Here is a 22,618-nt window from a genome sequence, read left to right on the forward strand (position 1 = left end):
CTCTATACTGCGCGCCGAAGCTGACCAGACAGTCGCCGCTTCGTCGTCGTCCTCTTCGGGGGAGACGGGCGGAGGGGAGGAAAGTCCGGGCTCCATAGGGCAGGGTGCCAGGTAACGCCTGGGGGGGAAACCCACGACCAGTGCAACAGAGAGCAAACCGCCGATGGCCCACGTAAGTGGGATCAGGTAAGGGTGAAAGGGTGCGGTAAGAGCGCACCGCGCGGCTGGTAACAGTCCGTGGCACGGTAAACTCCACCCGGAGCAAGGCCAAATAGGGGTTCACAAGGTACGGCCCGTACTGAACCCGGGTAGGCTGCTTGAGCCAGTGAGCGATTGCTGGCCTAGATGAATGACTGTCCACGACAGAACCCGGCTTATCGGTCAGCTTCACTCTTTATAAAACCCCGCTTCGGCGGGGTTTTTGCTTTCTGGGGGTAGAATAGATGAATGACTGTCCACGACGCAATGCTCAAAAGAACGCGGCTTATCGGTCAGCTTCACTCTTTATAAAACCCCGCTTCGGCGGGGTTTTTGCGTTGCGATTGGTTCACCATGGTTCAGGCGTTTATTTCTCCTTCATCTAATCTTTTATTTGACCTTTATTTATTCGGCGGGCTTCTTTTATTTTATGGAATGCTTCGTGGGATAATTCATTTTTTGTGATGATTAGCACAAAACGCTGTGCGATACGTTTTTATCGAGAATAATCGAACGCAATCGATCGCCATCACAAAATTACTTGCTAATAAATTGCACAAAACCACTGTTAACACAATGTTGCATATGATGTTTTATTGTGTGTTTTTGATTGCTAATTAATAAACACAATGTTTCTTTGCAAACAAATAAGGCTGGAAAATGTGATGCATGGCGTTATTTTATCACCACAAACGATAAAATATAATTATATTTGATAAATTACTTATTAAATTTAAGCGCCATTTTGCCCGATAAATACTCTGTAATTGATTGAAATATAGCCTTTCCTGGTTTGTATAAATAACGGATAAAATGGCGATGTTATAGCCATAAAAAATCGTTATCCCCCCATCTTTTTTTGATTAAAGTCAGAATAAAGTGAGATCGATATTTCATATCCATATGATTTATAAGTGGTTTCATTTTTTATAATAGTCTTACAAAATGTAAGTCAAGGGGATTTGTGAGTGGTCGCACATATCCTCGAATGCTTAATTTGCTACACTCCCTGCCGTCAACAAAGTAATTAGCACAGGTCGATATGAATACTATTACGCTCCCTAAAACACAGCACTTAGTGGTCTTTCAGGAAGTCATCAGAAGCGGTTCTATCGGCTCGGCTGCAAAAGAATTAGGTTTAACTCAACCGGCTGTCAGCAAAATCATAAATGATGTAGAGGCTTATTTCGGTATTGAGCTGGTCGTACGTAAAAATACAGGCGTGACATTAACTCAGGCTGGTCAGGTAATGCTCTCGTGGTCTGAATCCATTACCCGTGAAATGAAAAACATGGTTGATGAGATGAACAGCATGACGAGCAATGCAGTCGTTGATGTGTCGTTTGGCTTTCCGTCACTGATTGCGTTCACCATCATGTCCGGCATGATTAAAAAATTCAAAGAGGTGTTCCCGAAAGCGCAGGTTTCCATGTATGAAGCTCAGCTCTCCTCGTTTTTACCTGCGATTCGTGACGGGCGTCTGGACTTCGCCATCGGTACGCTAAGTGATGAGATGAAACTGCACGATCTACATGTTGAGCCGCTCTTTGAGTCAGACTTCATCCTGGTCGCCAGCAAGTCCCGAACATGCACCGGCATCACCTCGCTGAGCGCGTTGAAAAACGAACAGTGGGTGTTGCCACAAACGAATATGGGGTACTACAGCGAACTTCTAACTACGTTACAAAATAATGGCATCAGCAGTGAAAACATCGTTAATACCGACTCCGTCGTCACCATTTATAATCTTGTTCTCAATGCTGATTTCTTAACAGTAATTCCCTGTGATATGACCACACCATTTGGCTCAAACCAGTTTATTACTATCCCGGTAGAAGAGACGTTACCCGTCGCGCGTTATGCCGCCGTGTGGTCGAAAAATTATCGAATTAAAAAAGCAGCATCTATTTTGGTGGAATTAGCCAAAGAATATTCATCATATAATTGTCGAAGACGAAGGCAATTAATTGAAGTTGATTAAAGATTGAATTTGTTTTAACACGAAATAATCGCCATCTGTCTATATCTGACAATGGTCACGGCTATCTATTTACTTTAATACCCTAGTAAGAGGTTCTAATGCACATTACATACGATCTCCCAGTTGCAATTGAAGATATCCTCGAAGCGAAAAAAAGACTGGCGGGGAAAATATATAAAACGGGAATGCCTCGCTCTAACTATTTTAGTGAACGTTGCAAAGGGGAAATATTCCTCAAGTTTGAAAACATGCAGCGTACCGGTTCATTTAAAATCCGTGGCGCTTTTAACAAGCTCAGTTCATTAACAGAAGCAGAAAGAATGAAGGGCGTGGTGGCTTGCTCTGCAGGTAACCATGCGCAAGGGGTTTCTCTCTCCTGCGCTATGCTCGGTATCGATGGCAAAGTGGTGATGCCAAAAGGCGCGCCGAAGTCTAAAGTGGCGGCAACCTGCGATTATTCCGCAGAAGTGGTACTGCATGGCGACAACTTCAACGACACCATCGCGAAGGTTAGCGAGATTGTGGAAACGGAAGGCCGTATTTTTATTCCACCCTATGATGACCCGAAAGTGATTGCCGGTCAGGGCACTATTGGTCTGGAAATTCTGGAAGATTTGTACGATGTCGATAACGTAATTGTGCCAATTGGCGGCGGCGGACTGATTGCGGGTATTGCAGTGGCAATTAAGTCAATTAACCCGACCATTAAAATTATAGGTGTACAGGCTGAAAACGTTCACGGCATGGCGGCTTCCTTCCACGCTGGAGAAATAACCACGCACCGAACGACCGGCACCCTGGCGGATGGTTGTGATGTTTCCCGCCCGGGTACTTTAACGTATGAAATAGTTCGTGAGTTGGTGGATGACATTGTCCTGGTCAGCGAAGATGAAATTCGCAACAGCATGGTGGCATTAATTCAGCGAAATAAAGTTGTGACTGAAGGTGCCGGCGCGCTGGCATGCGCAGCATTATTAAGCGGGAAATTAGATAGCTATATCCAGAACAGAAAAACAGTCAGCATTATTTCTGGCGGTAATATCGACCTTTCTCGTGTATCTCAAATTACTGGTTTAGTTGACGCTTAATATACTTCGTTGAGGATAGGATATGAGTACTACTGATAGCATTGTATCCAGCCAGACAAAACAGTCGTCCTGGCGCAAATCGGACACCACCTGGACACTGGGTTTATTTGGTACAGCCATCGGCGCCGGGGTGCTGTTCTTCCCTATCCGCGCAGGTTTTGGCGGACTGATCCCCATTTTGATCATGCTGGTGCTGGCATACCCCATCGCCTTCTATTGCCACCGTGCGCTGGCGCGCCTGTGTCTTTCCGGTTCTAACCCTTCCGGCAACATCACAGAAACGGTTGAAGAGCACTTTGGTAAAACGGGCGGGGTGGTTATCACGTTCCTCTACTTCTTTGCGATTTGTCCGCTGCTGTGGATTTATGGCGTCACCATTACCAACACCTTTATGACCTTCTGGGAAAACCAGTTGCAGATGCCAGCGTTAAACCGTGGCTTTGTAGCTCTGTTCCTGCTGTTGTTGATGGCATTCGTCATCTGGTTTGGTAAGGATCTGATGGTTAAAGTGATGAGCTACCTGGTATGGCCGTTTATCGCCAGCCTGGTGCTTATCTCTCTGTCACTGATTCCTTACTGGAACTCTGCGGTTATCGATCAGGTTGACCTCAGCAATATCGCACTGACCGGGCACGACGGCATTCTGGTTACCGTGTGGCTGGGTATTTCCATCATGGTGTTCTCTTTCAACTTCTCACCTATCGTTTCTTCCTTCGTGGTGTCTAAACGTGAAGAGTATGAGAAAGATTTCGGTCGTGAATTCACCGAGCAGAAATGTTCCAAAATCATCTCCCGCGCCAGTATGCTGATGGTTGCCGTAGTTATGTTCTTCGCCTTTAGCTGCCTGTTTACGCTGTCTCCGGCGAATATGGCGGATGCGAAAGCACAGAACATTCCGGTACTGTCTTACCTGGCGAACCACTTCGCGTCACTGTCCGGTACGAAGTCCACCTTCGCGACCGTTCTGGAGTACGGTGCTTCTATCATCGCCCTGGTTGCTATCTTCAAATCGTTCTTCGGGCACTACCTGGGTACGCTGGAAGGTCTGAATGGTCTGGTACTGAAGTTTGGTTATAAAGGCGATAAAACGAAAGTTTCCGTCGGCAAACTGAACACCATCAGCATGATCTTCATCATGGGCTCCACCTGGGTTGTGGCTTACGCCAACCCGAACATCCTGGACCTGATTGAAGCAATGGGCGCGCCGATTATCGCCTCACTGCTCTGCCTGCTGCCGATGTATGCCATCCGTAAAGCGCCGTCACTGGCGAAATACCGTGGCCGTCTGGATAACGTGTTTGTTACCGCGATTGGTCTGCTGACCATCCTGAACATTGTCTACAAACTGTTTTAATCCATAAGCTCAGGATGAGCGGAGTAGTGAAATGAATGAGTTTCCGGTAGTACTGGTTATTAACTGTGGTTCATCCTCCATTAAATTCTCAGTGCTGGATGCAGCAAACTGTGAAGTTTTACTGGCGGGAATTGCAGACGGTATTAACTCTGAAAATGCGTTCATAGCAATTAATGGAGGAGAGCCAGCTAAGCTGGCTCACCACAGCTACGAAGACGCATTAAAAGCCATTGCTGTTGAACTTGAGAAACGTAATTTAATGGACAGCGTGGCCTTAATTGGCCACCGCATTGCCCACGGCGGAAATATCTTTACCGAATCAGCCATTATTACTGATGAAGTTATCGAAAATATCCGCCGGGTATCGCCTTTAGCTCCTTTACATAATTATGCGAACCTGAGCGGGATTGAATCTGCTCAGCATCTTTTCCCTGGCCGGCAGCAGGTTGCGGTATTTGATACCAGCTTCCACCAGACGATGGCTCCTGAGGCCTATTTGTACGGTTTACCGTGGAAATATTTCGAAGAGTTGGGCGTTCGTCGTTACGGCTTCCACGGCACGTCGCATCGCTATGTTTCTCAGCAAGCGCATGACCTTCTCGACCTGCAGAGTGATGACTCGGGGCTGGTTGTGGCTCACCTGGGGAACGGTGCGTCAATCTGTGCGGTGCGTAATGGGCAGAGCGTTGATACCTCAATGGGCATGACGCCGCTGGAAGGGCTGATGATGGGGACACGCAGCGGCGACGTCGATTTCGGCGCGATGGCGTGGATTGCAAGCGAAACCAACCAGACGCTGAGCGACCTTGAGCGCGTAGTGAATAAAGAGTCCGGTTTACTGGGTATTTCTGGTTTGTCTTCTGACTTACGTACGTTAGAAAAAGCCTGGCACGAGGGACATGAGCGTGCGCAATTGGCAATTAAAACGTTTGTGCATCGTATCGCACGTCATATCGCCGGACATGCCGCATCGCTGCATCGTCTTGATGGGATTATTTTTACCGGTGGAATAGGTGAAAACTCGGTATTAATTCGTCGCTTGGTTATTGAACACCTTGCTGTTTTAGGTGTGAATATCGACAGCGAAATGAATAGTTTGCCAAATTCACATGGCGAAAGAATTATCTCAAATAAAGATGCTCGTGTTATTTGTGCGGTTATTCCCACAAATGAAGAGAAAATGATTGCACGTGATGCCATTGCGTTAGGCAAAATTAATACCTCAGTAGCATTTGCATAATTAATTTTCAGCAGAGAGATTATTTTTCATGAAGGTAAATATCGATACCAGCGATATGCTGTATGCCGAAGCCTGGAATGGCTTTAAAGGTACGGACTGGAAAGAAGAAATTAATGTCCGTGATTTTATTCAGCACAACTACACACCTTATGAAGGGGATGAATCTTTCCTCGCCGAAGCCACGCCTGCAACCACGGCATTGTGGGAAAAAGTTATGGCGGGCATCCGTATTGAAAACTCGACGCATGCGCCGGTAGATTTCGATACCAATATTGCCACCACGATTACCGCACATGATGCGGGTTATATTGAACAGGAACTGGAAAAAATCGTCGGTTTGCAAACGGATAAGCCGCTCAAGCGTGCTCTGCATCCGTTTGGCGGCATCAACATGATCAAAAGCTCTTTTGATGCTTATGGCCGTGAGATGGATGCTGATTTTGAATACCAGTTTACTGAACTGCGTAAAACCCATAATCAGGGCGTATTCGACGCCTACTCTCCGGATATGCTGCGTTGTCGTAAATCCGGCGTGCTGACAGGTCTGCCGGACGGCTATGGCCGTGGTCGTATCATCGGTGACTATCGCCGCGTGGCGCTGTACGGTATCCGCTACCTGGTGCGCGAGCGTGAACTGCAGTTTGCCGATCTTCAGTCGAACCTGGAGTGGGGCCAGAATCTTGAAGCCACGATTCGCCTGCGTGAAGAGCTGTCTGAACACCGTCGCGCCCTGCTGCAAATGCAGGAAATGGCGGCGAAGTATGGCTGCGATATCTCCCGCCCGGCGCGGAATGCGCAGGAAGCGGTGCAGTGGGTGTACTTCGCTTATCTGGCTGCGGTGAAATCTCAGAACGGCGGCGCGATGTCGCTGGGTCGTACCGCATCGTTCCTCGACATCTACATTGAGCGCGATTTCAAAGCGGGAATTTTAAACGAGCAGCAGGCGCAGGAGCTGATCGACCACTTCATTATGAAGATCCGTATGGTGCGCTTCCTGCGTACGCCGGAATTCGACACCCTGTTCTCAGGCGACCCTATCTGGGCGACCGAAGTTATCGGCGGTATGGGGCTGGATGGCCGCACGCTGGTGACGAAAAACTCGTTCCGCTATCTGCATACGCTGCACACCATGGGCCCGGCACCTGAGCCGAACCTGACGGTGTTGTGGTCCGAAGCGCTGCCGATCGCCTTCAAAAAATACGCCGCCCAGGTGTCTATCATCACCTCGTCTTTACAGTACGAAAACGACGATTTGATGCGTGCCGACTTTGACAGCGATGACTATGCCATTGCCTGCTGCGTCAGCCCGATGGTTATCGGCAAGCAAATGCAGTTCTTCGGGGCGCGTGCCAACCTCGCCAAAACGTTGCTGTACGCAATCAACGGCGGTGTGGATGAGAAACTGAAAATCCAGGTCGGGCCGAAAACGGCACCGCTGATGGATGACGTGCTGGACTACGACACGGTGATGGAGAGTCTGGACCACTTTATGGACTGGCTGGCCGTGCAGTACATCAGTGCGCTGAACATCATCCACTACATGCACGACAAGTACAGCTACGAAGCATCGCTGATGGCGCTGCACGATCGTGATGTCTATCGCACGATGGCCTGCGGTATGGCGGGGCTTTCCGTGGCGGCGGATTCGCTGTCGGCTATCAAATACGCCCGCGTGAAACCGATTCGTGATGAAAACGGTCTGGCGATCGATTTTGAAATCGAAGGCGACTATCCGCAATACGGTAACAACGACGAGCGCGTGGACAGCATTGCCTGCGACCTGGTTGAGCGCTTTATGAAGAAAATTAAGGTGTTGCCAACCTACCGTAACGCGGTGCCGACGCAGTCCATTCTGACCATCACCTCCAACGTGGTGTACGGCCAGAAAACCGGTAACACGCCGGACGGACGTCGCGCAGGTACGCCGTTTGCGCCAGGGGCGAACCCGATGCATGGCCGCGATCGTAAAGGAGCGGTTGCGTCGTTAACGTCTGTTGCCAAACTGCCGTTTACCTATGCCAAAGACGGTATCTCGTACACCTTCTCGATTGTGCCGGCCGCGCTGGGCAAAGAGGACGGGGTGCGTAAAACCAACCTGGTCGGTCTGCTGGACGGTTACTTCCACCATGAAGCGCATGTGGAAGGCGGACAGCATCTGAACGTGAACGTCATGAACCGTGAAATGTTGATGGATGCCATCGAGCACCCGGAAAACTATCCAAACCTGACGATCCGCGTGTCTGGCTATGCGGTACGCTTCAACGCGCTGACCCGTGAACAGCAGCAGGATGTTATTTCACGTACTTTCACCCAGGCGCTTTGACGCCGGAGGGACTATGAGAAAAGTTATTGCAACCGAATGTGCGCCAGGGGCCATCGGGCCTTACGTACAGGGTGTGGATCTGGGCAGCATGGTGTTGACGTCAGGTCAAATTCCGGTGTGTCCCCAGACCGGTGAAGTGGCAGAAAACGTGGCCGATCAGGCCCGTCAAAGCCTGGAAAACGTGAAAGCGATCGTCGAGTCTGCAGGGTTGAAAGTGAGCGATATCGTGAAGACGACCGTTTTCGTTTCCGACCTGAATGACTTCGCCACCATTAACCAGGTGTACCAGCAGTTCTTTGATGAGCACAAGGCTATCTATCCCACGCGCAGCTGCGTGCAGGTCGCTCGCTTACCGAAGGATGTGAAGCTGGAGATTGAAGCTATCGCTGTACGTGGCGACACGCTGTAATCCCTTGCGGGGCGATCTCAGGATCGCCCCGATCCTTAATGAGTGTGAAACCTGGTCTTCACTGAACGGCAATCCGAGGGTGTGGATATGATTAGCGCATTCGATATTTTCAAGATTGGCATTGGACCTTCCAGCTCCCATACCGTGGGGCCAATGAATGCAGGTAAAAGTTTTATCGATCTGTTGGTCAGCAGCGGGGAACTCCCTAAGGCTACGCATATTGTGGTCGATCTTTACGGATCACTCTCTCTGACCGGAAAAGGTCATGCGACAGATATCGCCATCATGATGGGGCTGGCCGGTAACAGTCCGCAAAATGTGAATATAGATTCAATCGCTGGTTTTACTCAGGAAGTGGCCCGTACCGGACGGTTACCGGTGGCAGAGGGCGCGCATGTTGTCGATTTCTCTCCAGATGAAAATATTCTCTTTCATGCCGAAACGCTGCCGCGCCATGAAAATGGTATGCGTCTCACCGCGTGGAACGGCACCGAGACGTTGTTAAGGAAAACCTATTACTCCGTCGGCGGTGGTTTTATCGTTGAAGAGGAGCAATTTGGTCAGGCGCATGATGTTGAAGCACACGTGCCCTACAATTTTCATTCCGCCAGCGAACTGCTGAAACTGTGTGAGCGCAACGGGCTGTCTGTTTCCGGCCTGATGATGCAAAACGAACTGGCGATGCGCAGCAAAGAAGAAATCGATGCTGGCTTTGCTGCCATTTGGGACGTCATGCATGCGGGGATTGAGCGCGGCATGAATACCGAAGGCGTTCTGCCGGGCCCGCTTAATGTACCGCGCCGCGCCGTGGCATTACGTCGGTTGCTGGTTTCCAGCGACAACCTGTCCAGCGACCCGATGAACGTCATTGACTGGATCAACATGTTCGCGCTGGCCGTGAGCGAAGAAAACGCCGCCGGGTGCCGGGTTGTGACGGCGCCGACCAACGGTGCATGTGGAATTATTCCCGCCGTATTGGCCTATTACGACAAATTCCGCCGTCCGGTAAATGCAAATTCCATTGCCCGCTACTTGCTGGCCGCGGGGGCGATAGGTGCGCTGTATAAGATGAACGCCTCGATTTCGGGTGCAGAAGTCGGTTGCCAGGGTGAGATTGGTGTCGCTTGTTCAATGGCGGCTGCCGGGCTGACAGAGTTGCTTGGCGGTAGCCCGTCCCAGGTGTGTATTGCGGCGGAAATTGCTATGGAGCATAACCTGGGGCTGACCTGCGATCCGGTGGCTGGGCAGGTGCAGATCCCATGCATTGAACGTAATGCGATCAATGCGGTTAAAGCCGTCAACGCCGCGCGTATGGCGCTACGTCGGACATCAGAACCACGCGTTTCGCTCGATAAAGTGATCGAGACGATGTATGAAACGGGCAAAGATATGAATGACAAATACCGTGAAACTTCACGCGGTGGGCTGGCGATCAAGGTGGTTTGCAGTTAACTGAATTTGTGTTTATTTCTCCTTTGGGCGCACTTGAGTGCGCCCTTTTTTTTGTTGTGATCCGCCTCAAAAAGAGAAAATAGTTCCATTTTATAAATATAAATAAGAAAAATTTTATTAAACATTGTGAAATAAAGGGGTATGTTTGTGAAGTTTTTCTCTGACCCTCGGCGTATGATTTCTCCATTCTAACGAACTCGCCTGCACGACTCGTTCCGCGTATCGCATTGATGCAGAACGGAAAAATAATAAAACCTTACCCTACATTTTGAGCGAGATTTTTATGGAAACGGCAACGAATAACAGCGTAATACTCGACGCATCTGCCCCGGCGCGTCGGGCGGGAATGACCGAAAGCGAATGGCGTGAAGCCATTAAATTCGACAGCATGGACACCGGCTGGGTCATTATGAGTATCGGTATGGCGATTGGTGCGGGGATTGTTTTTCTTCCTGTCCAGGTCGGGCTGATGGGGCTGTGGGTGTTTTTGCTCTCCTCTGTTATTGGCTATCCAGCCATGTATCTGTTCCAGCGGTTGTTTATCAATACGCTGGCTGAGTCCCCGGAATGTAAAGATTACCCAAGCGTGATCAGCGGTTACTTGGGTAAAAACTGGGGCATCCTGTTAGGTGCGTTGTACTTTGTGATGCTGGTAATCTGGATGTTCGTCTACTCCACCGCCATCACCAACGATAGCGCCTCTTACCTGCATACTTTTGGCGTTACTGAAGGTTTACTGTCCGACAGCCCGTTCTATGGCCTGGTGCTGATTTGCATCCTGGTGGCTCTCTCGTCACGTGGTGAACAAATGCTGTTTAAAATCTCTACCGGCATGGTGCTGACCAAGCTGCTGGTAGTGGCAGCGCTTGGCGTGTCAATGGTAGGGATGTGGCATCTGCATAACGCAGGTTCACTGCCGCCGATGGCGCTACTGATCAAAAACGCGATCATCACGCTGCCGTTTACGCTGACCTCGATTCTGTTTATTCAGACCTTAAGCCCGATGGTTATCTCGTATCGTTCGCGCAATAAATCCATTGAAGTGGCGCGCCATAAAGCCCTGCGTGCCATGAATATCGCGTTCGGCATTCTGTTCGTGACCGTCTTTTTCTACGCCGTTTCCTTCACGTTGGCGATGGGCCATGACGAAGCGGTTAAAGCTTATGAGCAGAATATTTCCGCTCTGGCGATTGCCGCGCAGTTTATCAGCGGTGCGGGTGCTGGTTGGGTGAAAATCGTCAGCGTTGTTCTGAACATCTTTGCCGTTATGACCGCTTTCTTCGGCGTCTACTTAGGTTTCCGTGAAGCGACTCAGGGGATCGTAATGAACGTGCTGCGCCGCAAAATGCCAGCCGAGAAAATCAACGAAACCCTGGTTCAGCGCGGCATTATGGTTTTCGCCATCCTGCTGGCCTGGAGCGCAATTGTGCTCAATGCGCCGGTGCTGAGCTTCACCTCTATTTGTAGTCCTATCTTCGGCATGGTGGGTTGTCTGATCCCGGCCTGGCTGGTCTACAAAGTTCCTTCACTGCACAAATACAAAGGCGCTTCCCTGTATCTGATTATTATCACGGGCCTGCTGCTGTGCGTTTCTCCGTTCCTGGCATTTTCCTGAGTTATCTGAGCAAAGGTTGTTGTTATGTTTGAGACTACATTGAATCCATTATGGGATAGTTTTATCCGCGCGGTACAGGAGGAGGTTAAGCCTGCGCTGGGTTGTACGGAACCTATCTCTCTGGCGCTGGCGGCAGCGGTCGCATCTTCTGAGCTGGACGGTGCGGTTGAACGTATTGATGCGTGGGTCTCACCGAACCTGATGAAAAATGGCATGGGCGTTACCGTGCCGGGTACCGGAATGGTCGGGTTACCTGTCGCGGCGGCGCTGGGTGCGCTGGGGGGAAATGCCCGTGCCGGTTTAGAGGTACTGAAAGATGCGTCGCCACAAGCGATCGCTGATGCGAAAGCGATGTTGAGCGATGGCAAGGTTGCGGTGATGCTGCAGGAGCCTTGCGAGGATATCCTCTTTTCCCGCGCGAAGGTTTACAGCGCTGAAGGATGGGCGTGCGTGACGATTGTTGGTGGGCATACCAACATTGTGCATATCGAGACCAATAAAGGCGTGGTGTTCACCACAGAACAGAACGCGCAGGAAGAAGAGCAGGAGTCACCGCTGGCGGTACTTTCTCACACCTCGCTGGAAGAGATTCTGGCGTTCGTAAATGCGGTACCGTTTGAGTCAATCCGCTTTATTCTTGATGCGGCAAAACTGAATGGTGCGCTGTCTCAGGAAGGGCTGCGCGGTAACTGGGGCTTGCACATCGGAACCACGCTTGAGAAGCAGTGCGCGCGTGGCCTGTTGGCGAACGATCTTTCTACCTCTATTCTGATCCGCACCAGTGCGGCATCGGATGCGCGAATGGGCGGGGCGACGCTGCCAGCCATGAGCAACTCCGGTTCCGGTAATCAGGGGATTACCGCCACCGTCCCGGTGATGGTGGTAGCTGAACACTTTGGCGCGGATGAGGAGAAACTGGCGCGTGCGCTGATGCTGTCTCACCTGAGCGCTATTTACATCCATCATCAGCTTCCGCGTTTGTCTGCGCTGTGCGCGGCAACCACGGCGGCGATGGGCGCTGCGGCAGGGATGGCATGGATCGTGGATGGCCGCTACAACACCATCGCGATGGCGATCAGCAGCATGATTGGTGACGTGAGCGGCATGATTTGCGATGGCGCTTCAAACAGCTGCGCGATGAAAGTTTCAACCAGCGCATCTGCGGCGTGGAAAGCGGTGCTGATGGCGTTGGATGATACTGCAGTAACCGGCAACGAGGGGATTGTGGCGCATAACGTCGAGCAATCTATCACTAACTTGTGTGCGCTGGCATGTCGTTCGATGCAGGAAACCGACAAACAGATCATTGAGATCATGGCCAGTAAGGCACATTAATCTCCAGGCCGGGTAACGTGGAGTCGTCATCCGGCATAAGTCAAAGCCGCCTTTTCAGGCGGCTTCTTCGTCTTCCAGCCGTAGCTCAGCATCGGCCACAATTGCTTCCAGCTCTGTCAGCATTTCTTCATAGCCGAAGGGAACTGTTTCTCGTTTTTCCGGCGCAACCTGCGGCTGGCGTTTTTTTGATGTTTTCTTACTCAACAGTCGTACTCCGTTGTTTTCTCTGACTATACGGGCAAATCTATCAGCAAAGCGCGCAGCGAGGTATCGGCGACTAACGTTATGTTAGTTTCGTCACGAATAAATGCGCCATCGCCGCAGGTAAGTGCTTCCTTTTCTGCGCCAGCGGTCACCGCATGGAATCTGCCGTGGATCGACTGTAAGTAAGCCCGTGGCCCATGTAACTGAAAACTCAGCGATTCACCTTGTTGCAGTTCAACGTGGTGTACCCATACCTGTTGGCGCAGGTGCAGGCTGCCTTGTTCACCGTCCGGCGAGGCCAGCAATTGATGCTTACCGGCACTCAGCGTGGCTTTCTGTACGCAGGCATTTTCGCGCTGCGGGCAGGCGTCCAGCCACAGCTGCATTCGGGTTAACGATTTATCCTTGCTGATATTGTGTTCGCTGTAGCTGATCCCCGGCTGTGTAGCGAGAAGTAAAACCTCTCCCGCTTTGGCCTGGATATGGTTGCCTTCGCTATCGCGATACTCCGCTTCCCCTTCGAGAATCAGATTGACGATATCCACCTTCGGATAGGTACGTGGCTGGAAAGAGGCCCCCGGTGCCAGAACTTCCTGGTTCAGAACACGCAGCGAGGCATAACCCAGCAGTTTAGGATCAAAATAGTGTCCAAAGGAGAAGGTATAACGAGCCTGCAGCCAGCCGTAGTCTGCTTGCCCGCATTGTTTGGCTGTACGGGTAGTAATCATAGTTATTGACCTCTCTTTACTTCCTTTTATGTTAAATGGCTAGACGCTGCATTGTTAGCCAGATATTCTGCCCGGTATGTTCAAATTTCCTGAATGAGAACGAGATGGCCAAAGAAAGGGCTTTAACGCTTGAAGCGTTACGCGTCATGGACGCAATAGACAGGCGCGGCAGCTTTGCCGCAGCGGCAGACGAACTAGGGCGCGTGCCTTCCGCGCTCAGCTATACCATGCAGAAACTGGAGGAAGAGCTGGACGTGGTGCTGTTTGACCGTTCAGGCCATCGCACAAAGTTCACTAACGTCGGGCGTATGCTGCTGGAGCGTGGACGCGTACTGCTGGAAGCCGCGGATAAACTGACCACCGATGCCGAAGCACTGGCTCGCGGTTGGGAAACGCATCTGACCATCGTTACCGAAGCGCTGGTGCCGACAGCGGCGTTTTTCCCGCTGATTGACCGACTTGCCGGGAAGGCCAATACCCAGCTTTCCGTTATTACCGAAGTCTTGGCCGGAGCATGGGAGCGTTTGGAGCAGGGACGGGCGGATATCGTGATTGCGCCGGATATGCATTTTCGCTCATCCTCAGAAATCAATTCGCGCAAGCTATACTCGCTGATGAACGTCTATGTGGCGGCTCCGGATCATCCCATCCATCAGGAGCCAGAACCGTTATCGGAAGTCACCCGTGTGAAGTACCGCGGGATCGCGGTGGCGGACACCGCCCGTGAACGTCCGGTACTCACGGTCCAATTGCTGGATAAACAGCCGCGTCTGACGGTGAGTACGATAGAAGATAAACGCCAGGCGTTATTGGCCGGCCTTGGCGTGGCGACAATGCCGTATCCGCTGGTAGAAGAGGACATTGCGGCAGGTCGGCTGCGGGTAGTAAGCCCGGAATCGACAAGTGAAATTGATATTATTATGGCCTGGCGCCGGGACAGCATGGGCGAGGCGAAATCCTGGTGTCTGCGGGAAATCCCGAAACTATTCGCGGGTAAATAAGAAATACACCCCTTCAACGGAAGGGGCGTATTTGAATTCAGGACAGCTGTTTGGGGTCAGCGCCGAAGCGGTTGCTCCCCGGAGTGCCGTTTTGACAGTTGAAAATAATGATGACCAACCAGCCGACGATCGGGATCAATAGCACCAGTAGCCACCAGGCTGAACGATCGGTGTCATGTAAACGCCGGAACTGTACCGCCCACCACGGAATAAAGACCAGAACCCCATAAATCGTTGTTAATATGCCTTCTCCTCCGGCGCGTTCCCAGCCAAGCATTCTGTCCAGAATGCCCAGCACGAACGTGAAGATGATGTTGACCAGCACAAACATCCAGTATTCTTTACGACGCGCGCGGCCACCAAACCCAAAGTAGTTCTTTAATACGTTTAAATACCAATCCATTTTTGCCTCGTTCTGCGTTCAATTACTTGTTTTTAAAGCAATCAAATTAAGAATAGCTGCGAATGGAATGCTGGTAAATGTTTGTAGTATTAATTATTTGGCCCCAAACGGAGGCCAGTGTAAATCAGGCGAAACGCTCGTCACGCCCATGAGGTTCGTCGAGGTCCTGCCACGGGCCGATTGAAATAATACCGGTCGGGTTGATTGTTTTGTGGCTACGGAAGTAGTGATGACGGATGTGGTCAAAGTTGACGGTATCTGCAATACCCGGCATCTGGTAGATATCGCGCAGAAAACCGTACAGATTCAGGTAGTCACTGATACGGTGTTTGTCGCACTTGAAGTGGGTCACATAGACCGGATCAAAGCGTACCAGCGTGGTCCACAGGCGAATATCGGCCTCAGTTAACTGGTCGCCGGTCAGGTAGCGATGCTGACCCAGGATCTGCTCCAGTCGTGCAAGCGATTGAAAGACTTTTTCCACGGCATCGTCGTAGGCTTCCTGGCTGGTGGCAAATCCGGCTTTATATACACCGTTATTGACGTTGTCATAGATCCAGCCGTTCAGCTCGTCGATTTTACTTTGCAGAGTTGGTGGATAGTAATCCCCGGCTTTCGCACCCTGCGCATCAAACGCAGTGTTAAACATGCGGATGATTTCTGCGGATTCGTTACTGACAATGGTGTGGTTCTTTTTGTCCCACAATACCGGAACGGTCACCCGACCGCTGTAGTGTGGATCGGCGTGTAAATACAGCTGATAAAGAAATTCGTGCTGATACAGGGTATCGCCAGTTGCCGCCGGGAAGTTGTCGTCAAAGGTCCAGCCGTTTTCCAGCATTAACGGATGCACAACGGAAACGGAAATAAACGGTTCCAGCCCTTTAAGTTTACGCAAAATCAGCGTGCGATGCGCCCACGGGCAGGCCAAAGAAACGTACAGATGATAGCGGTCTTTTTCGGCGGCGAAGCCACCTTCACCGGTTGGACCCGGAGCGCCATCCGCGGTGAGCCAGTTACGGAAAGCCGATGCAGAGCGTTGAAATTTCCCCCCAGTTGATTTGGTGTCATACCAGGTGTCGTGCCAGACGCCGTCAATCAGTTGTCCCATGATTTTCGTCTCCTCAGATAGCAAAAGCGAGGAGATATCTCCTCGCTTTTTGATGTGTTCAGTATAGCTCGCTTACCACTTTTTATTCAGTACACGGTCAATACTGAATGCGCCCGGACCGGTGATAGCCAGCAGCAGGAAGCCGCCTGCGATGGTCAGGTTTTTCATAAACATCAGAGAGTTCATACCTTCAGCAAAGTTGCTGTGGAAAAGGAACGCCGTTAGCAGCGTGAAGCCTGCGGTGAACAGCGCGGTAGTACGAGTCAGGAAACCGAACAGAATTGCCAGACCGCCGCCAAACTCAAGCAGAATAACCAGCGGCAGCATAAATCCTGGGACGCCCATGGCTTCCATGTACTGTTGGGTACCCGCATATCCGGTGATTTTTCCCCAACCTGCGGTAATAAACAGGATAGGCATCAGAATGCGCGCTACCAGTACACCAACATCTTCTAATTTCTTCATCATACTCTCCAGGAAACCACTCAAGCGGCTTATTGTGTTTTTTTGTGCAACGACGCCGCAGAGTGCGTCGTTGCTGTCGATGGAGAGAATCATAAACGCGGCTAATGACAATTGTTAGCAAGGAAAACTGTCAGAAATCTTCAAAAAATTTGAGGTTAGGTGGGAGAAGAGAGGGTCAGCCGCGCAACTGCTGCTGTCTGATGGTCGATTTCACCAGACGCCAGATGCTCCAGACGCTAAAGCCGCGTTTAGCCCAGCGTACCAGCAGGTTAGGATTACGGATGGTGCGAACCGCCATAATACTGCTCCCGACTATCACCCATCCGCGCAGGTTCAACAGCGTTTTCCAGCCGCGATCGTAGACTTCGGTTGCCTCCAGCCAGTCGCGACGAGCGGCAGACAGATCCAGCCGTTGCTGCTGGATCTGTCCAAGCAGTTGCGCCTTACGTTGTAGACGTTCGACTTTACTGCTCATTATGCCTCATCCTCCAGGGCCTTCCTGTCGTTAGCGAGTTCATTACGCGTATGGCGTAGCAGCGTTGTTTTACGCGCTTTTCGCAACGTCCATAGCCCGCCGATAAACGCTAAAAGCAACAGCACAACGGTAGTGGCAATCATGGCGTTCAGGCGATATTGAGGATCGATGGCCCAGATGATAAGCACCATCAGACTCATCAGGCCAAACGCCGCGAACAGCATGGTCAGCCCAAGCATCAGCAGGATCTGGATGAGATTGGCTTTTTCCTCTTCCAGCTCAACGACGGCCAGCCGCAGCCGCGTCTCTACGATCTCAACGAGAATCGTCAGGATCCGCTGTCCAATACCCAGTACGCCTTTGCCTGGACCTTGTGCGTGTTGAGAGTCTGCCATTGTTAGCGGCGCGACAGCAGTACACCAAGGACCACACCGACTGCAGCGCCAATGCCGACGCCTGTCCATGGGTTTTCGCGCACATAGTTATCGGCTTTTGCCGCAGCCTCACGGGTCTGTTTGGCAATCACATCGCTGGTTTCGCTCAGGCGATGGCGACTCTCGCGCAGCGCGTGTTCGGCTTTGCTGCGAATTTTACTTATCTCTTCCTTCGACTTATCGCCAGAGGAGCTAAGTACTTCTTCAAGCGTATCCGCAAGAGATTTCAGCTCAGCGCGCAGGTTTTCCGTAGCATTATCTTTCGACATAGTTTTCTCCAGTTGAGTGGCTAGTTACCGTACTTAGTAATCGCGGGTCTCGAGTTCTTTCAGCTCTTTCTGAGCTTCAGCAAGCTTATGCTCGCGCTTTACGATTTTATCCGCATCGCCTTTTTGCTTCGCCTCGGCCAAATCACGTTGACGCTCGGTTATCTCATTTTTCTGTTCTGCGATTTTTTTCTGATGGTCGGCGCGCAGTTTACTGTCAGTACAGTTGGCCCTAACTTCGCTCAGCGCTTTGTTCAGCCCATTGATGCGGCTCTGATTATTGTGCTTTTCGGCATAGCTAATCTCCCGCTGGATATCCTGTTCTTTTTCCTGACAGAGGGTGGATGCGTAACTGCCGGCACTGAGAGCGAAAAGGCTAATTGCTAAAGCGATGCGGTATTTCATTCTTGAACCTTCCATTGTGATTCGACCTTGTGGCTTATGGTCGGTGCTCCAGAATAATAAAGCGTTGAGTCATTAACCCAGTTTATTAATCATAGGCGCTAAACGATGAAATCACCAAAGTGAGTGATCTAATTCAGATTCCTGGAGATTAACCAAAGCGGTGTGGGGTATCACGTAAGCGAGATAACCACTGCACCGCCTGATTATCATCATCCTGCTGAGCAATAACGAAACCGTGCGGTAACGTTCGGTCCAGCACGACTTTTGCTGCTGCGCTCTGCGCGCTGGAATCAAAGGTGATCAGCAGCGCGTCATTTTGCGGAGTTATACTTTTAAAGCGAATGCCGTTGGCGTCCAGGTGATGCCAGATAGAGAAGCCATCAGGCATGGTGGCTCCCTGGTTTACAGCACGAATGGCAAGCGTTGACTCCTGCTGGCGGATGACCGACAAGGTCAGGAGCAGCGCGCCGATAAACAGCATAAAGGTGGTGGACCAGGCAAGTCGTCGGAGCGTTATGCGTGATTTCAGCATAATTTACCCTCGGTTCCCGTATTTCTTCTTCCAAAGAACAACCAGTGAACCTGCCAGACCAAACACCAGTAGCACAACGGGAAGCAGCATCAGGCAAGACATCAGCTGATCTTCATACTTGAGAAATACCGGTGTTTTGCCCAGCAAATAGCCAAGCGTTGTAAGAATCAGAACCCAAAGCAGTCCGCTCATCCAGTTAAAGAACTGAAAGCGCGCATTGTTCAGGCCGGACAATCCTGCGATGGTCGGTAGTAATGTTCTGACAAACGCAATGAAGCGACCGACCAGCAGCGCAGACAAGCCATGCTTATGGAACAGATGATGCGCGCGCTGATGGTAATGCGCAGGCAGATGAGATAGCCAGTTTTGTACGGTGCGGGTATTCCCCAGCCATCGCCCCTGGATATAGCTGAGCCAACAACCCAGGCTGGCCGCGGTGGTAAGTAGCAATATCGTTTGCGGGAAACCCATCGCGCCTTTGGCGATAAGTACGCCGACCAGCACCAGTAGACTGTCGCCAGGTAAAAAGGCCGCTGGCAGCAGTCCGTTTTCCAGAAACAAAATGGTAAATAGTACGAAATAGAGCAAGCCAATCATGGAAGGATTGGCCAGCGTTTCAAAATCCTGAGCCCATAAAGCATTCAGTAATTGAGTCAGTAGTTCCATTCAATATTCCTGGAGAATCGGTTGTCGTCATGCCGGTTTTCTGGAGTTTGTAACGCCGCAATTTTATTGGTGTTTTTTACATGGATCGCGGTCTGACACAAATTCACGGCCTGAACTATTCCCTGTAAAGTTGTGAAGTAAGCAAGCTCTCAAACACAAAAATTCAAATAACAACTAATTGTAACAAAGGTCAACGTTGTCCGTTATAGAAATTACGGTTGTTGAACTGTGATTTTGCTTATCGCAATGGAGGGAGGCGAGAGGATTTACACAGGCTGACACTTTATACCTAATGCTTACCAAGCATGAGAAACAGGCGCTTTGTTGCGCCTGGATCGAAAAGATTGCTTATTTAGCGCTGTTAACTGCAGTATCAAGGTGAACGACAGGATTTTCCGCAAAAAGATAACGGTCAGCGTTGAACTCAAAGTCATCGCTGGTCTCGTTGAACAACATGATTTTGGTATTCTCCAGGTGTTGCCACATGGCCAGTTTTGCCGCGTTCGGATCTTTACGGATCAGCGCTTTGAGAATTTGGTCATGATCATCGCACCAGTTATCGACGGTACGTGCGTCGATATGCTCGTGCAGTTTTTTCCAGTACGGGTTGTGGCTACGCTGGGTCCACATTTTTTCTACGATGGCGGCCAGCGCAGAGTTCTGCGTGGCTAGCGCGACCTGAATATGAAACTGCAGATCCCACTCGGAATCGCGAAAGCATTTTTCATTCCGCGCATGTTCCTGAATGTCCATCAGTTTCATGATGTCTTGCTTGGTAACCTGTGTAGCAGCAAATTCAGCGATATTGCTTTCAATCAACTGACGAGCCTGAAGCAGCTCGAAAGGACCATAATTGGCGAATTCAAGTGATTCGTCGGTGGCCTGCTGGTGACGCGCCTGATTTGAAATGACATGAATGCCGGAACCTTTGCGCACTTCTACATAGCCCTCAACTTCGAGCATGATAATCGCTTCACGAACCACGGTACGGCTGACATTTTTTTCATCGGCGATAAAGCGCTCGGCGGGGAGCTTTTCACCCACCAGATAGACGCCCTGCTCAATGCGTTCTTTCAGATCAGCGGCAAGTTGTTGGTACAAACGTCGTGGTTCAGTGATTTCCATATGCGCTCCAGGCATGATACGGCAGACTCTATTTGTTATACCACTTTTGCGATTACGGCTCCACTCGCGCTGTTAAAAAAGCCGCCAGATAACTGGCGGCTTAGCATTACATAACCTTATTAAATCTTGTCTGGTTAACTTTGCGCGGCGGGATCGCCAGTTTGCGACGCTGACTCTACCTCGCTGGCCGATTTGTTCTGCAATACCGTCCAGATGACTAACGCGCCGAGCAGGTCGAATACCGCCAGTACGGCAAACAGCGGGCTAAAGCCGATGGTGTCAGCCAGTGCACCGACGACCAGCGCAAACAGCGTACTTGCGAGCCAGGCGGACATACCGGTCAGGCCGTTCGCAGTTGCCACTTCATTACGGCCAAACACGTCAGAAGAGAGTGTAATCAGCGCACCGGACAGCGCCTGGTGAGCAAAACCACCGACGCACAGCAGGGCAATAGCAATGTATGGGCTGGTGAACAGACCAATCATCCCCGGGCCAATCATCAGTAATGCGCCCATCGTCACGACCATTTTACGCGAAACGATCAGGTTAACACCGAACCAGCGCTGGAACAGCGGCGGTAAGTAACCCCCAACGATACAGCCCAGGTCAGCAAACAGCATAGGCATCCAGGCAAACATCGCAATCTCTTTCAGGTTAAAGCCGTAAACTTTGAACATGAACAGCGGAATCCAGGCGTTGAACGTTCCCCACGCCGGTTCTGCCAGGAAACGCGGCAGCGCAATTCCCCAGAACTGGCGGTTACGCAGGATCTGACCGAGCGACATTTTCTTCGCGGTGCTGTTTTTATGCTGAGATTCCTGACCATTCAGAATGTAATCACGTTCTTCATCAGACAGTTTTTTCTGGTCGCGTGGGTGTTTGTAAAATACCAACCAGCACATGGCCCAGATGAAGCTCAGGGCACCTGAAATAATAAATGCCATCTGCCAGCTGTGCATGACGATAGCCCAGACGACCAGCGGTGGAGCGATCATCGCGCCGATAGAAGAACCAACGTTAAAGTAACCTACGGCAATTGAACGTTCTTTTGCCGGGAACCATTCAGAACTGGCTTTCAGGCCCGCAGGGATCATCGCGGCTTCGGCAGCACCTACAGCACCTCGCGCCAGTGCCAACCCGCCCCAACTTCCAGCCAGCGCGGTCGCACCACAGAAAACAGCCCAAAGAACGGCGAACATCGCGTAACCTACTTTTGTGCCGAGCACATCGAGTACGTAACCGGCAACGGGTTGCATTACGGTGTATGCAGCAGAATAGGCTGCGATGATATAGGAATACTGTTGAGTGGAGATGTGTAACTCTTCCATCAGAGTTGGCGCAGCTGCCGCCACAGTGTTACGCGTCAGGTAACCCAGCACGGTGCCAAGCGTCACCAGTGCAATCATATACCAACGTAACCCTTTAATTTTACGCATGTAAAACCTCATCGTTTTGTTATGTCCGCGAACGAGCGGTCATCTTCCAGTCCAGAGCGGAGGATGTTTTTTACGAGGGGGTAACCGAAAAAAAAAGCCGGTACTCCCCGAACATTGCCATGTCAATATTTGTGCTAATTCGGTTTCCGTACCGGTCAATCCGATGGTGATACATCGGTAATTTGCATTCCGTCGGCTTATGTATCGCGACGGCCAAAAGATAACTTGTCATACAGCTTTAAAAGGTGAGTGCCATCACAAAAGTGTGAATCTTCGTGTGGTCATTATTTCGATTCAGCAAAGCCAGTACTGGCGCGGTTTAACGTGTGATTTACCTCTTTGAGAGTAATTTTTTTGTCATCGTTTGTTGAT

23 protein-coding genes and 1 other RNA gene are annotated in these 22,618 nt (G+C 50.8%); 11 read left to right on the forward strand and 13 right to left on the reverse strand.

Annotated features, from left to right (window positions below; translation table 11 throughout):
- Positions 1 to 16: 16 nt before the first annotated feature.
- The 10 genes from rnpB (at position 17) to NMD08_RS03105 (ending at position 12,995) form a co-directional block, all read left to right on the forward strand.
- An RNA gene (gene rnpB, locus NMD08_RS03060) (RNase P RNA component class A) lies at positions 17 to 393 on the forward strand.
- An 847-nt stretch (positions 394 to 1,240) separates the two neighbouring features.
- Positions 1,241 to 2,179 (forward strand): transcriptional regulator TdcA, encoded by a 939-nt coding sequence (tdcA, locus tag NMD08_RS03065; RefSeq protein WP_151224393.1) that lies wholly within the window; start codon positions 1,241 to 1,243, stop codon positions 2,177 to 2,179.
- A gap of 98 nt (positions 2,180 to 2,277) precedes the next feature.
- A complete protein-coding gene (tdcB, locus tag NMD08_RS03070) occupies positions 2,278 to 3,267 on the forward strand; it encodes a bifunctional threonine ammonia-lyase/L-serine ammonia-lyase TdcB (RefSeq protein ID WP_187253309.1) in 990 nt (329 codons plus the stop codon).
- Positions 3,268 to 3,289: 22 nt separating this feature from the next.
- Positions 3,290 to 4,621, forward strand: a complete 1,332-nt coding sequence (gene tdcC / locus NMD08_RS03075) for a threonine/serine transporter TdcC (RefSeq protein WP_005131699.1) — start codon at positions 3,290 to 3,292, stop codon at positions 4,619 to 4,621.
- 31 nt (positions 4,622 to 4,652) lie between these two features.
- Positions 4,653 to 5,861: a propionate kinase gene (gene tdcD, locus NMD08_RS03080; RefSeq protein WP_187253308.1), complete on the forward strand. Its 1,209-nt coding sequence runs from the start codon at positions 4,653 to 4,655 to the stop codon at positions 5,859 to 5,861.
- A 28-nt stretch (positions 5,862 to 5,889) separates the two neighbouring features.
- Complete coding sequence (pflB, locus tag NMD08_RS03085; RefSeq protein ID WP_286538654.1) at positions 5,890 to 8,184, forward strand: formate C-acetyltransferase; 2,295 nt, start codon at positions 5,890 to 5,892, stop codon at positions 8,182 to 8,184.
- Positions 8,185 to 8,197: 13 nt separating this feature from the next.
- Positions 8,198 to 8,593, forward strand: a complete 396-nt coding sequence (locus NMD08_RS03090; RefSeq protein WP_003828585.1) for an enamine/imine deaminase — start codon at positions 8,198 to 8,200, stop codon at positions 8,591 to 8,593.
- Positions 8,594 to 8,680: 87 nt separating this feature from the next.
- Entirely contained in the window at positions 8,681 to 10,045 is a 1,365-nt protein-coding gene (gene tdcG, locus NMD08_RS03095; protein WP_151217827.1) for an L-serine ammonia-lyase, read from the forward strand.
- A 283-nt stretch (positions 10,046 to 10,328) separates the two neighbouring features.
- Entirely contained in the window at positions 10,329 to 11,660 is a 1,332-nt protein-coding gene (locus tag NMD08_RS03100; RefSeq protein ID WP_370619489.1) for a hypothetical protein, read from the forward strand.
- Positions 11,661 to 11,684: 24 nt separating this feature from the next.
- Positions 11,685 to 12,995: a serine dehydratase subunit alpha family protein gene (locus tag NMD08_RS03105; RefSeq protein ID WP_151224391.1), complete on the forward strand. Its 1,311-nt coding sequence runs from the start codon at positions 11,685 to 11,687 to the stop codon at positions 12,993 to 12,995.
- 54 nt (positions 12,996 to 13,049) lie between these two features.
- On the opposite strand, the gene NMD08_RS03110 is transcribed toward NMD08_RS03105, so the two are convergent.
- Positions 13,050 to 13,199 (reverse strand): hypothetical protein, encoded by a 150-nt coding sequence (locus tag NMD08_RS03110; RefSeq protein WP_151217824.1) that lies wholly within the window; start codon positions 13,197 to 13,199, stop codon positions 13,050 to 13,052.
- 26 nt (positions 13,200 to 13,225) lie between these two features.
- The gene (locus tag NMD08_RS03115) at positions 13,226 to 13,927 is read right to left on the reverse strand and encodes a pirin family protein (protein ID WP_151224390.1); all 702 of its coding nucleotides are present in this window, start codon (positions 13,925 to 13,927) and stop codon (positions 13,226 to 13,228) included.
- 104 nt (positions 13,928 to 14,031) lie between these two features.
- Here NMD08_RS03115 and yhaJ point away from each other — a divergent pair, with 104 nt between their 5' ends.
- The gene (gene yhaJ / locus NMD08_RS03120; RefSeq protein ID WP_003024855.1) at positions 14,032 to 14,928 is read left to right on the forward strand and encodes a DNA-binding transcriptional regulator YhaJ; all 897 of its coding nucleotides are present in this window, start codon (positions 14,032 to 14,034) and stop codon (positions 14,926 to 14,928) included.
- Positions 14,929 to 14,965: 37 nt separating this feature from the next.
- On the opposite strand, the gene NMD08_RS03125 is transcribed toward yhaJ, so the two are convergent.
- The 11 genes from NMD08_RS03125 to NMD08_RS03175 all read right to left on the reverse strand — a co-directional run bounded on the left by NMD08_RS03125 (position 14,966) and on the right by NMD08_RS03175 (position 22,246).
- Positions 14,966 to 15,331, reverse strand: a complete 366-nt coding sequence (locus NMD08_RS03125; RefSeq protein WP_003024853.1) for a DUF805 domain-containing protein — start codon at positions 15,329 to 15,331, stop codon at positions 14,966 to 14,968.
- A 124-nt stretch (positions 15,332 to 15,455) separates the two neighbouring features.
- Positions 15,456 to 16,442: a glutathione S-transferase family protein gene (gene yqjG / locus NMD08_RS03130; RefSeq protein ID WP_210905424.1), complete on the reverse strand. Its 987-nt coding sequence runs from the start codon at positions 16,440 to 16,442 to the stop codon at positions 15,456 to 15,458.
- Positions 16,443 to 16,514: 72 nt separating this feature from the next.
- Complete coding sequence (locus NMD08_RS03135) at positions 16,515 to 16,907, reverse strand: DoxX family protein (protein ID WP_005131473.1); 393 nt, start codon at positions 16,905 to 16,907, stop codon at positions 16,515 to 16,517.
- Between the two features lie 175 nt (positions 16,908 to 17,082).
- On the reverse strand, positions 17,083 to 17,382 hold the full coding sequence (locus tag NMD08_RS03140) for a YqjK-like family protein (RefSeq protein WP_151217820.1): 300 nt from the start codon (positions 17,380 to 17,382) through the stop codon (positions 17,083 to 17,085).
- Complete coding sequence (locus tag NMD08_RS03145; protein ID WP_151217819.1) at positions 17,382 to 17,777, reverse strand: phage holin family protein; 396 nt, start codon at positions 17,775 to 17,777, stop codon at positions 17,382 to 17,384. The genes NMD08_RS03140 and NMD08_RS03145 overlap by 1 nt, the downstream gene beginning before the upstream one ends.
- A 2-nt stretch (positions 17,778 to 17,779) precedes the next feature.
- Positions 17,780 to 18,085 carry a YqjD family protein gene (locus NMD08_RS03150; protein ID WP_151217818.1) on the reverse strand — a complete coding sequence of 102 codons (306 nt, stop codon included), beginning with the start codon at positions 18,083 to 18,085 and terminating at the stop codon, positions 17,780 to 17,782.
- A gap of 33 nt (positions 18,086 to 18,118) precedes the next feature.
- The gene (locus tag NMD08_RS03155; RefSeq protein ID WP_370619492.1) at positions 18,119 to 18,487 is read right to left on the reverse strand and encodes a DUF1090 domain-containing protein; all 369 of its coding nucleotides are present in this window, start codon (positions 18,485 to 18,487) and stop codon (positions 18,119 to 18,121) included.
- A 148-nt stretch (positions 18,488 to 18,635) separates the two neighbouring features.
- Positions 18,636 to 19,004 carry an EnvZ/OmpR regulon moderator MzrA gene (mzrA, locus tag NMD08_RS03160; protein ID WP_370620198.1) on the reverse strand — a complete coding sequence of 123 codons (369 nt, stop codon included), beginning with the start codon at positions 19,002 to 19,004 and terminating at the stop codon, positions 18,636 to 18,638.
- 18 nt (positions 19,005 to 19,022) lie between these two features.
- Positions 19,023 to 19,685: a DedA family general envelope maintenance protein YqjA gene (gene yqjA, locus NMD08_RS03165; RefSeq protein ID WP_151217816.1), complete on the reverse strand. Its 663-nt coding sequence runs from the start codon at positions 19,683 to 19,685 to the stop codon at positions 19,023 to 19,025.
- 348 nt (positions 19,686 to 20,033) lie between these two features.
- A complete protein-coding gene (gene exuR, locus NMD08_RS03170; protein WP_003024817.1) occupies positions 20,034 to 20,810 on the reverse strand; it encodes a transcriptional regulator ExuR in 777 nt (258 codons plus the stop codon).
- 134 nt (positions 20,811 to 20,944) lie between these two features.
- Positions 20,945 to 22,246: an MFS transporter gene (locus tag NMD08_RS03175; RefSeq protein WP_151217815.1), complete on the reverse strand. Its 1,302-nt coding sequence runs from the start codon at positions 22,244 to 22,246 to the stop codon at positions 20,945 to 20,947.
- Between the last annotated feature and the right edge of the window lie 372 nt (positions 22,247 to 22,618).

The organism is Citrobacter meridianamericanus, from assembly GCF_041320245.1.
In the GTDB taxonomy this organism is placed as follows: domain Bacteria; phylum Pseudomonadota; class Gammaproteobacteria; order Enterobacterales; family Enterobacteriaceae; genus Citrobacter; species Citrobacter meridianamericanus.

Bases quoted from the DNA above. Each gene is read 5' to 3' on its own strand.
- tdcA (WP_151224393.1), top strand. From the start codon at position 1,241: ATGAATACTATTACGCTCCCTAAAACACAGCACTTAGTGGTCTTTCAG.
- tdcB (WP_187253309.1), top strand. From the start codon at position 2,278: ATGCACATTACATACGATCTCCCAGTTGCAATTGAAGATATCCTCGAA.
- tdcC (WP_005131699.1), top strand. From the start codon at position 3,290: ATGAGTACTACTGATAGCATTGTATCCAGCCAGACAAAACAGTCGTCC.
- tdcD (WP_187253308.1), top strand. From the start codon at position 4,653: ATGAATGAGTTTCCGGTAGTACTGGTTATTAACTGTGGTTCATCCTCC.
- pflB (WP_286538654.1), top strand. From the start codon at position 5,890: ATGAAGGTAAATATCGATACCAGCGATATGCTGTATGCCGAAGCCTGG.
- NMD08_RS03090 (WP_003828585.1), top strand. From the start codon at position 8,198: ATGAGAAAAGTTATTGCAACCGAATGTGCGCCAGGGGCCATCGGGCCT.
- tdcG (WP_151217827.1), top strand. From the start codon at position 8,681: ATGATTAGCGCATTCGATATTTTCAAGATTGGCATTGGACCTTCCAGC.
- NMD08_RS03100 (WP_370619489.1), top strand. From the start codon at position 10,329: ATGGAAACGGCAACGAATAACAGCGTAATACTCGACGCATCTGCCCCG.
- NMD08_RS03105 (WP_151224391.1), top strand. From the start codon at position 11,685: ATGTTTGAGACTACATTGAATCCATTATGGGATAGTTTTATCCGCGCG.
- NMD08_RS03115 (WP_151224390.1), bottom strand. From the start codon at position 13,927: ATGATTACTACCCGTACAGCCAAACAATGCGGGCAAGCAGACTACGGC.
- yhaJ (WP_003024855.1), top strand. From the start codon at position 14,032: ATGGCCAAAGAAAGGGCTTTAACGCTTGAAGCGTTACGCGTCATGGAC.
- NMD08_RS03125 (WP_003024853.1), bottom strand. From the start codon at position 15,331: ATGGATTGGTATTTAAACGTATTAAAGAACTACTTTGGGTTTGGTGGC.
- yqjG (WP_210905424.1), bottom strand. From the start codon at position 16,442: ATGGGACAACTGATTGACGGCGTCTGGCACGACACCTGGTATGACACC.
- NMD08_RS03135 (WP_005131473.1), bottom strand. From the start codon at position 16,907: ATGAAGAAATTAGAAGATGTTGGTGTACTGGTAGCGCGCATTCTGATG.
- NMD08_RS03140 (WP_151217820.1), bottom strand. From the start codon at position 17,382: ATGAGCAGTAAAGTCGAACGTCTACAACGTAAGGCGCAACTGCTTGGA.
- NMD08_RS03145 (WP_151217819.1), bottom strand. From the start codon at position 17,777: ATGGCAGACTCTCAACACGCACAAGGTCCAGGCAAAGGCGTACTGGGT.
- NMD08_RS03150 (WP_151217818.1), bottom strand. From the start codon at position 18,085: ATGTCGAAAGATAATGCTACGGAAAACCTGCGCGCTGAGCTGAAATCT.
- NMD08_RS03155 (WP_370619492.1), bottom strand. From the start codon at position 18,487: ATGAAATACCGCATCGCTTTAGCAATTAGCCTTTTCGCTCTCAGTGCC.
- yqjA (WP_151217816.1), bottom strand. From the start codon at position 19,685: ATGGAACTACTGACTCAATTACTGAATGCTTTATGGGCTCAGGATTTT.
- exuR (WP_003024817.1), bottom strand. From the start codon at position 20,810: ATGGAAATCACTGAACCACGACGTTTGTACCAACAACTTGCCGCTGAT.
- NMD08_RS03175 (WP_151217815.1), bottom strand. From the start codon at position 22,246: ATGCGTAAAATTAAAGGGTTACGTTGGTATATGATTGCACTGGTGACG.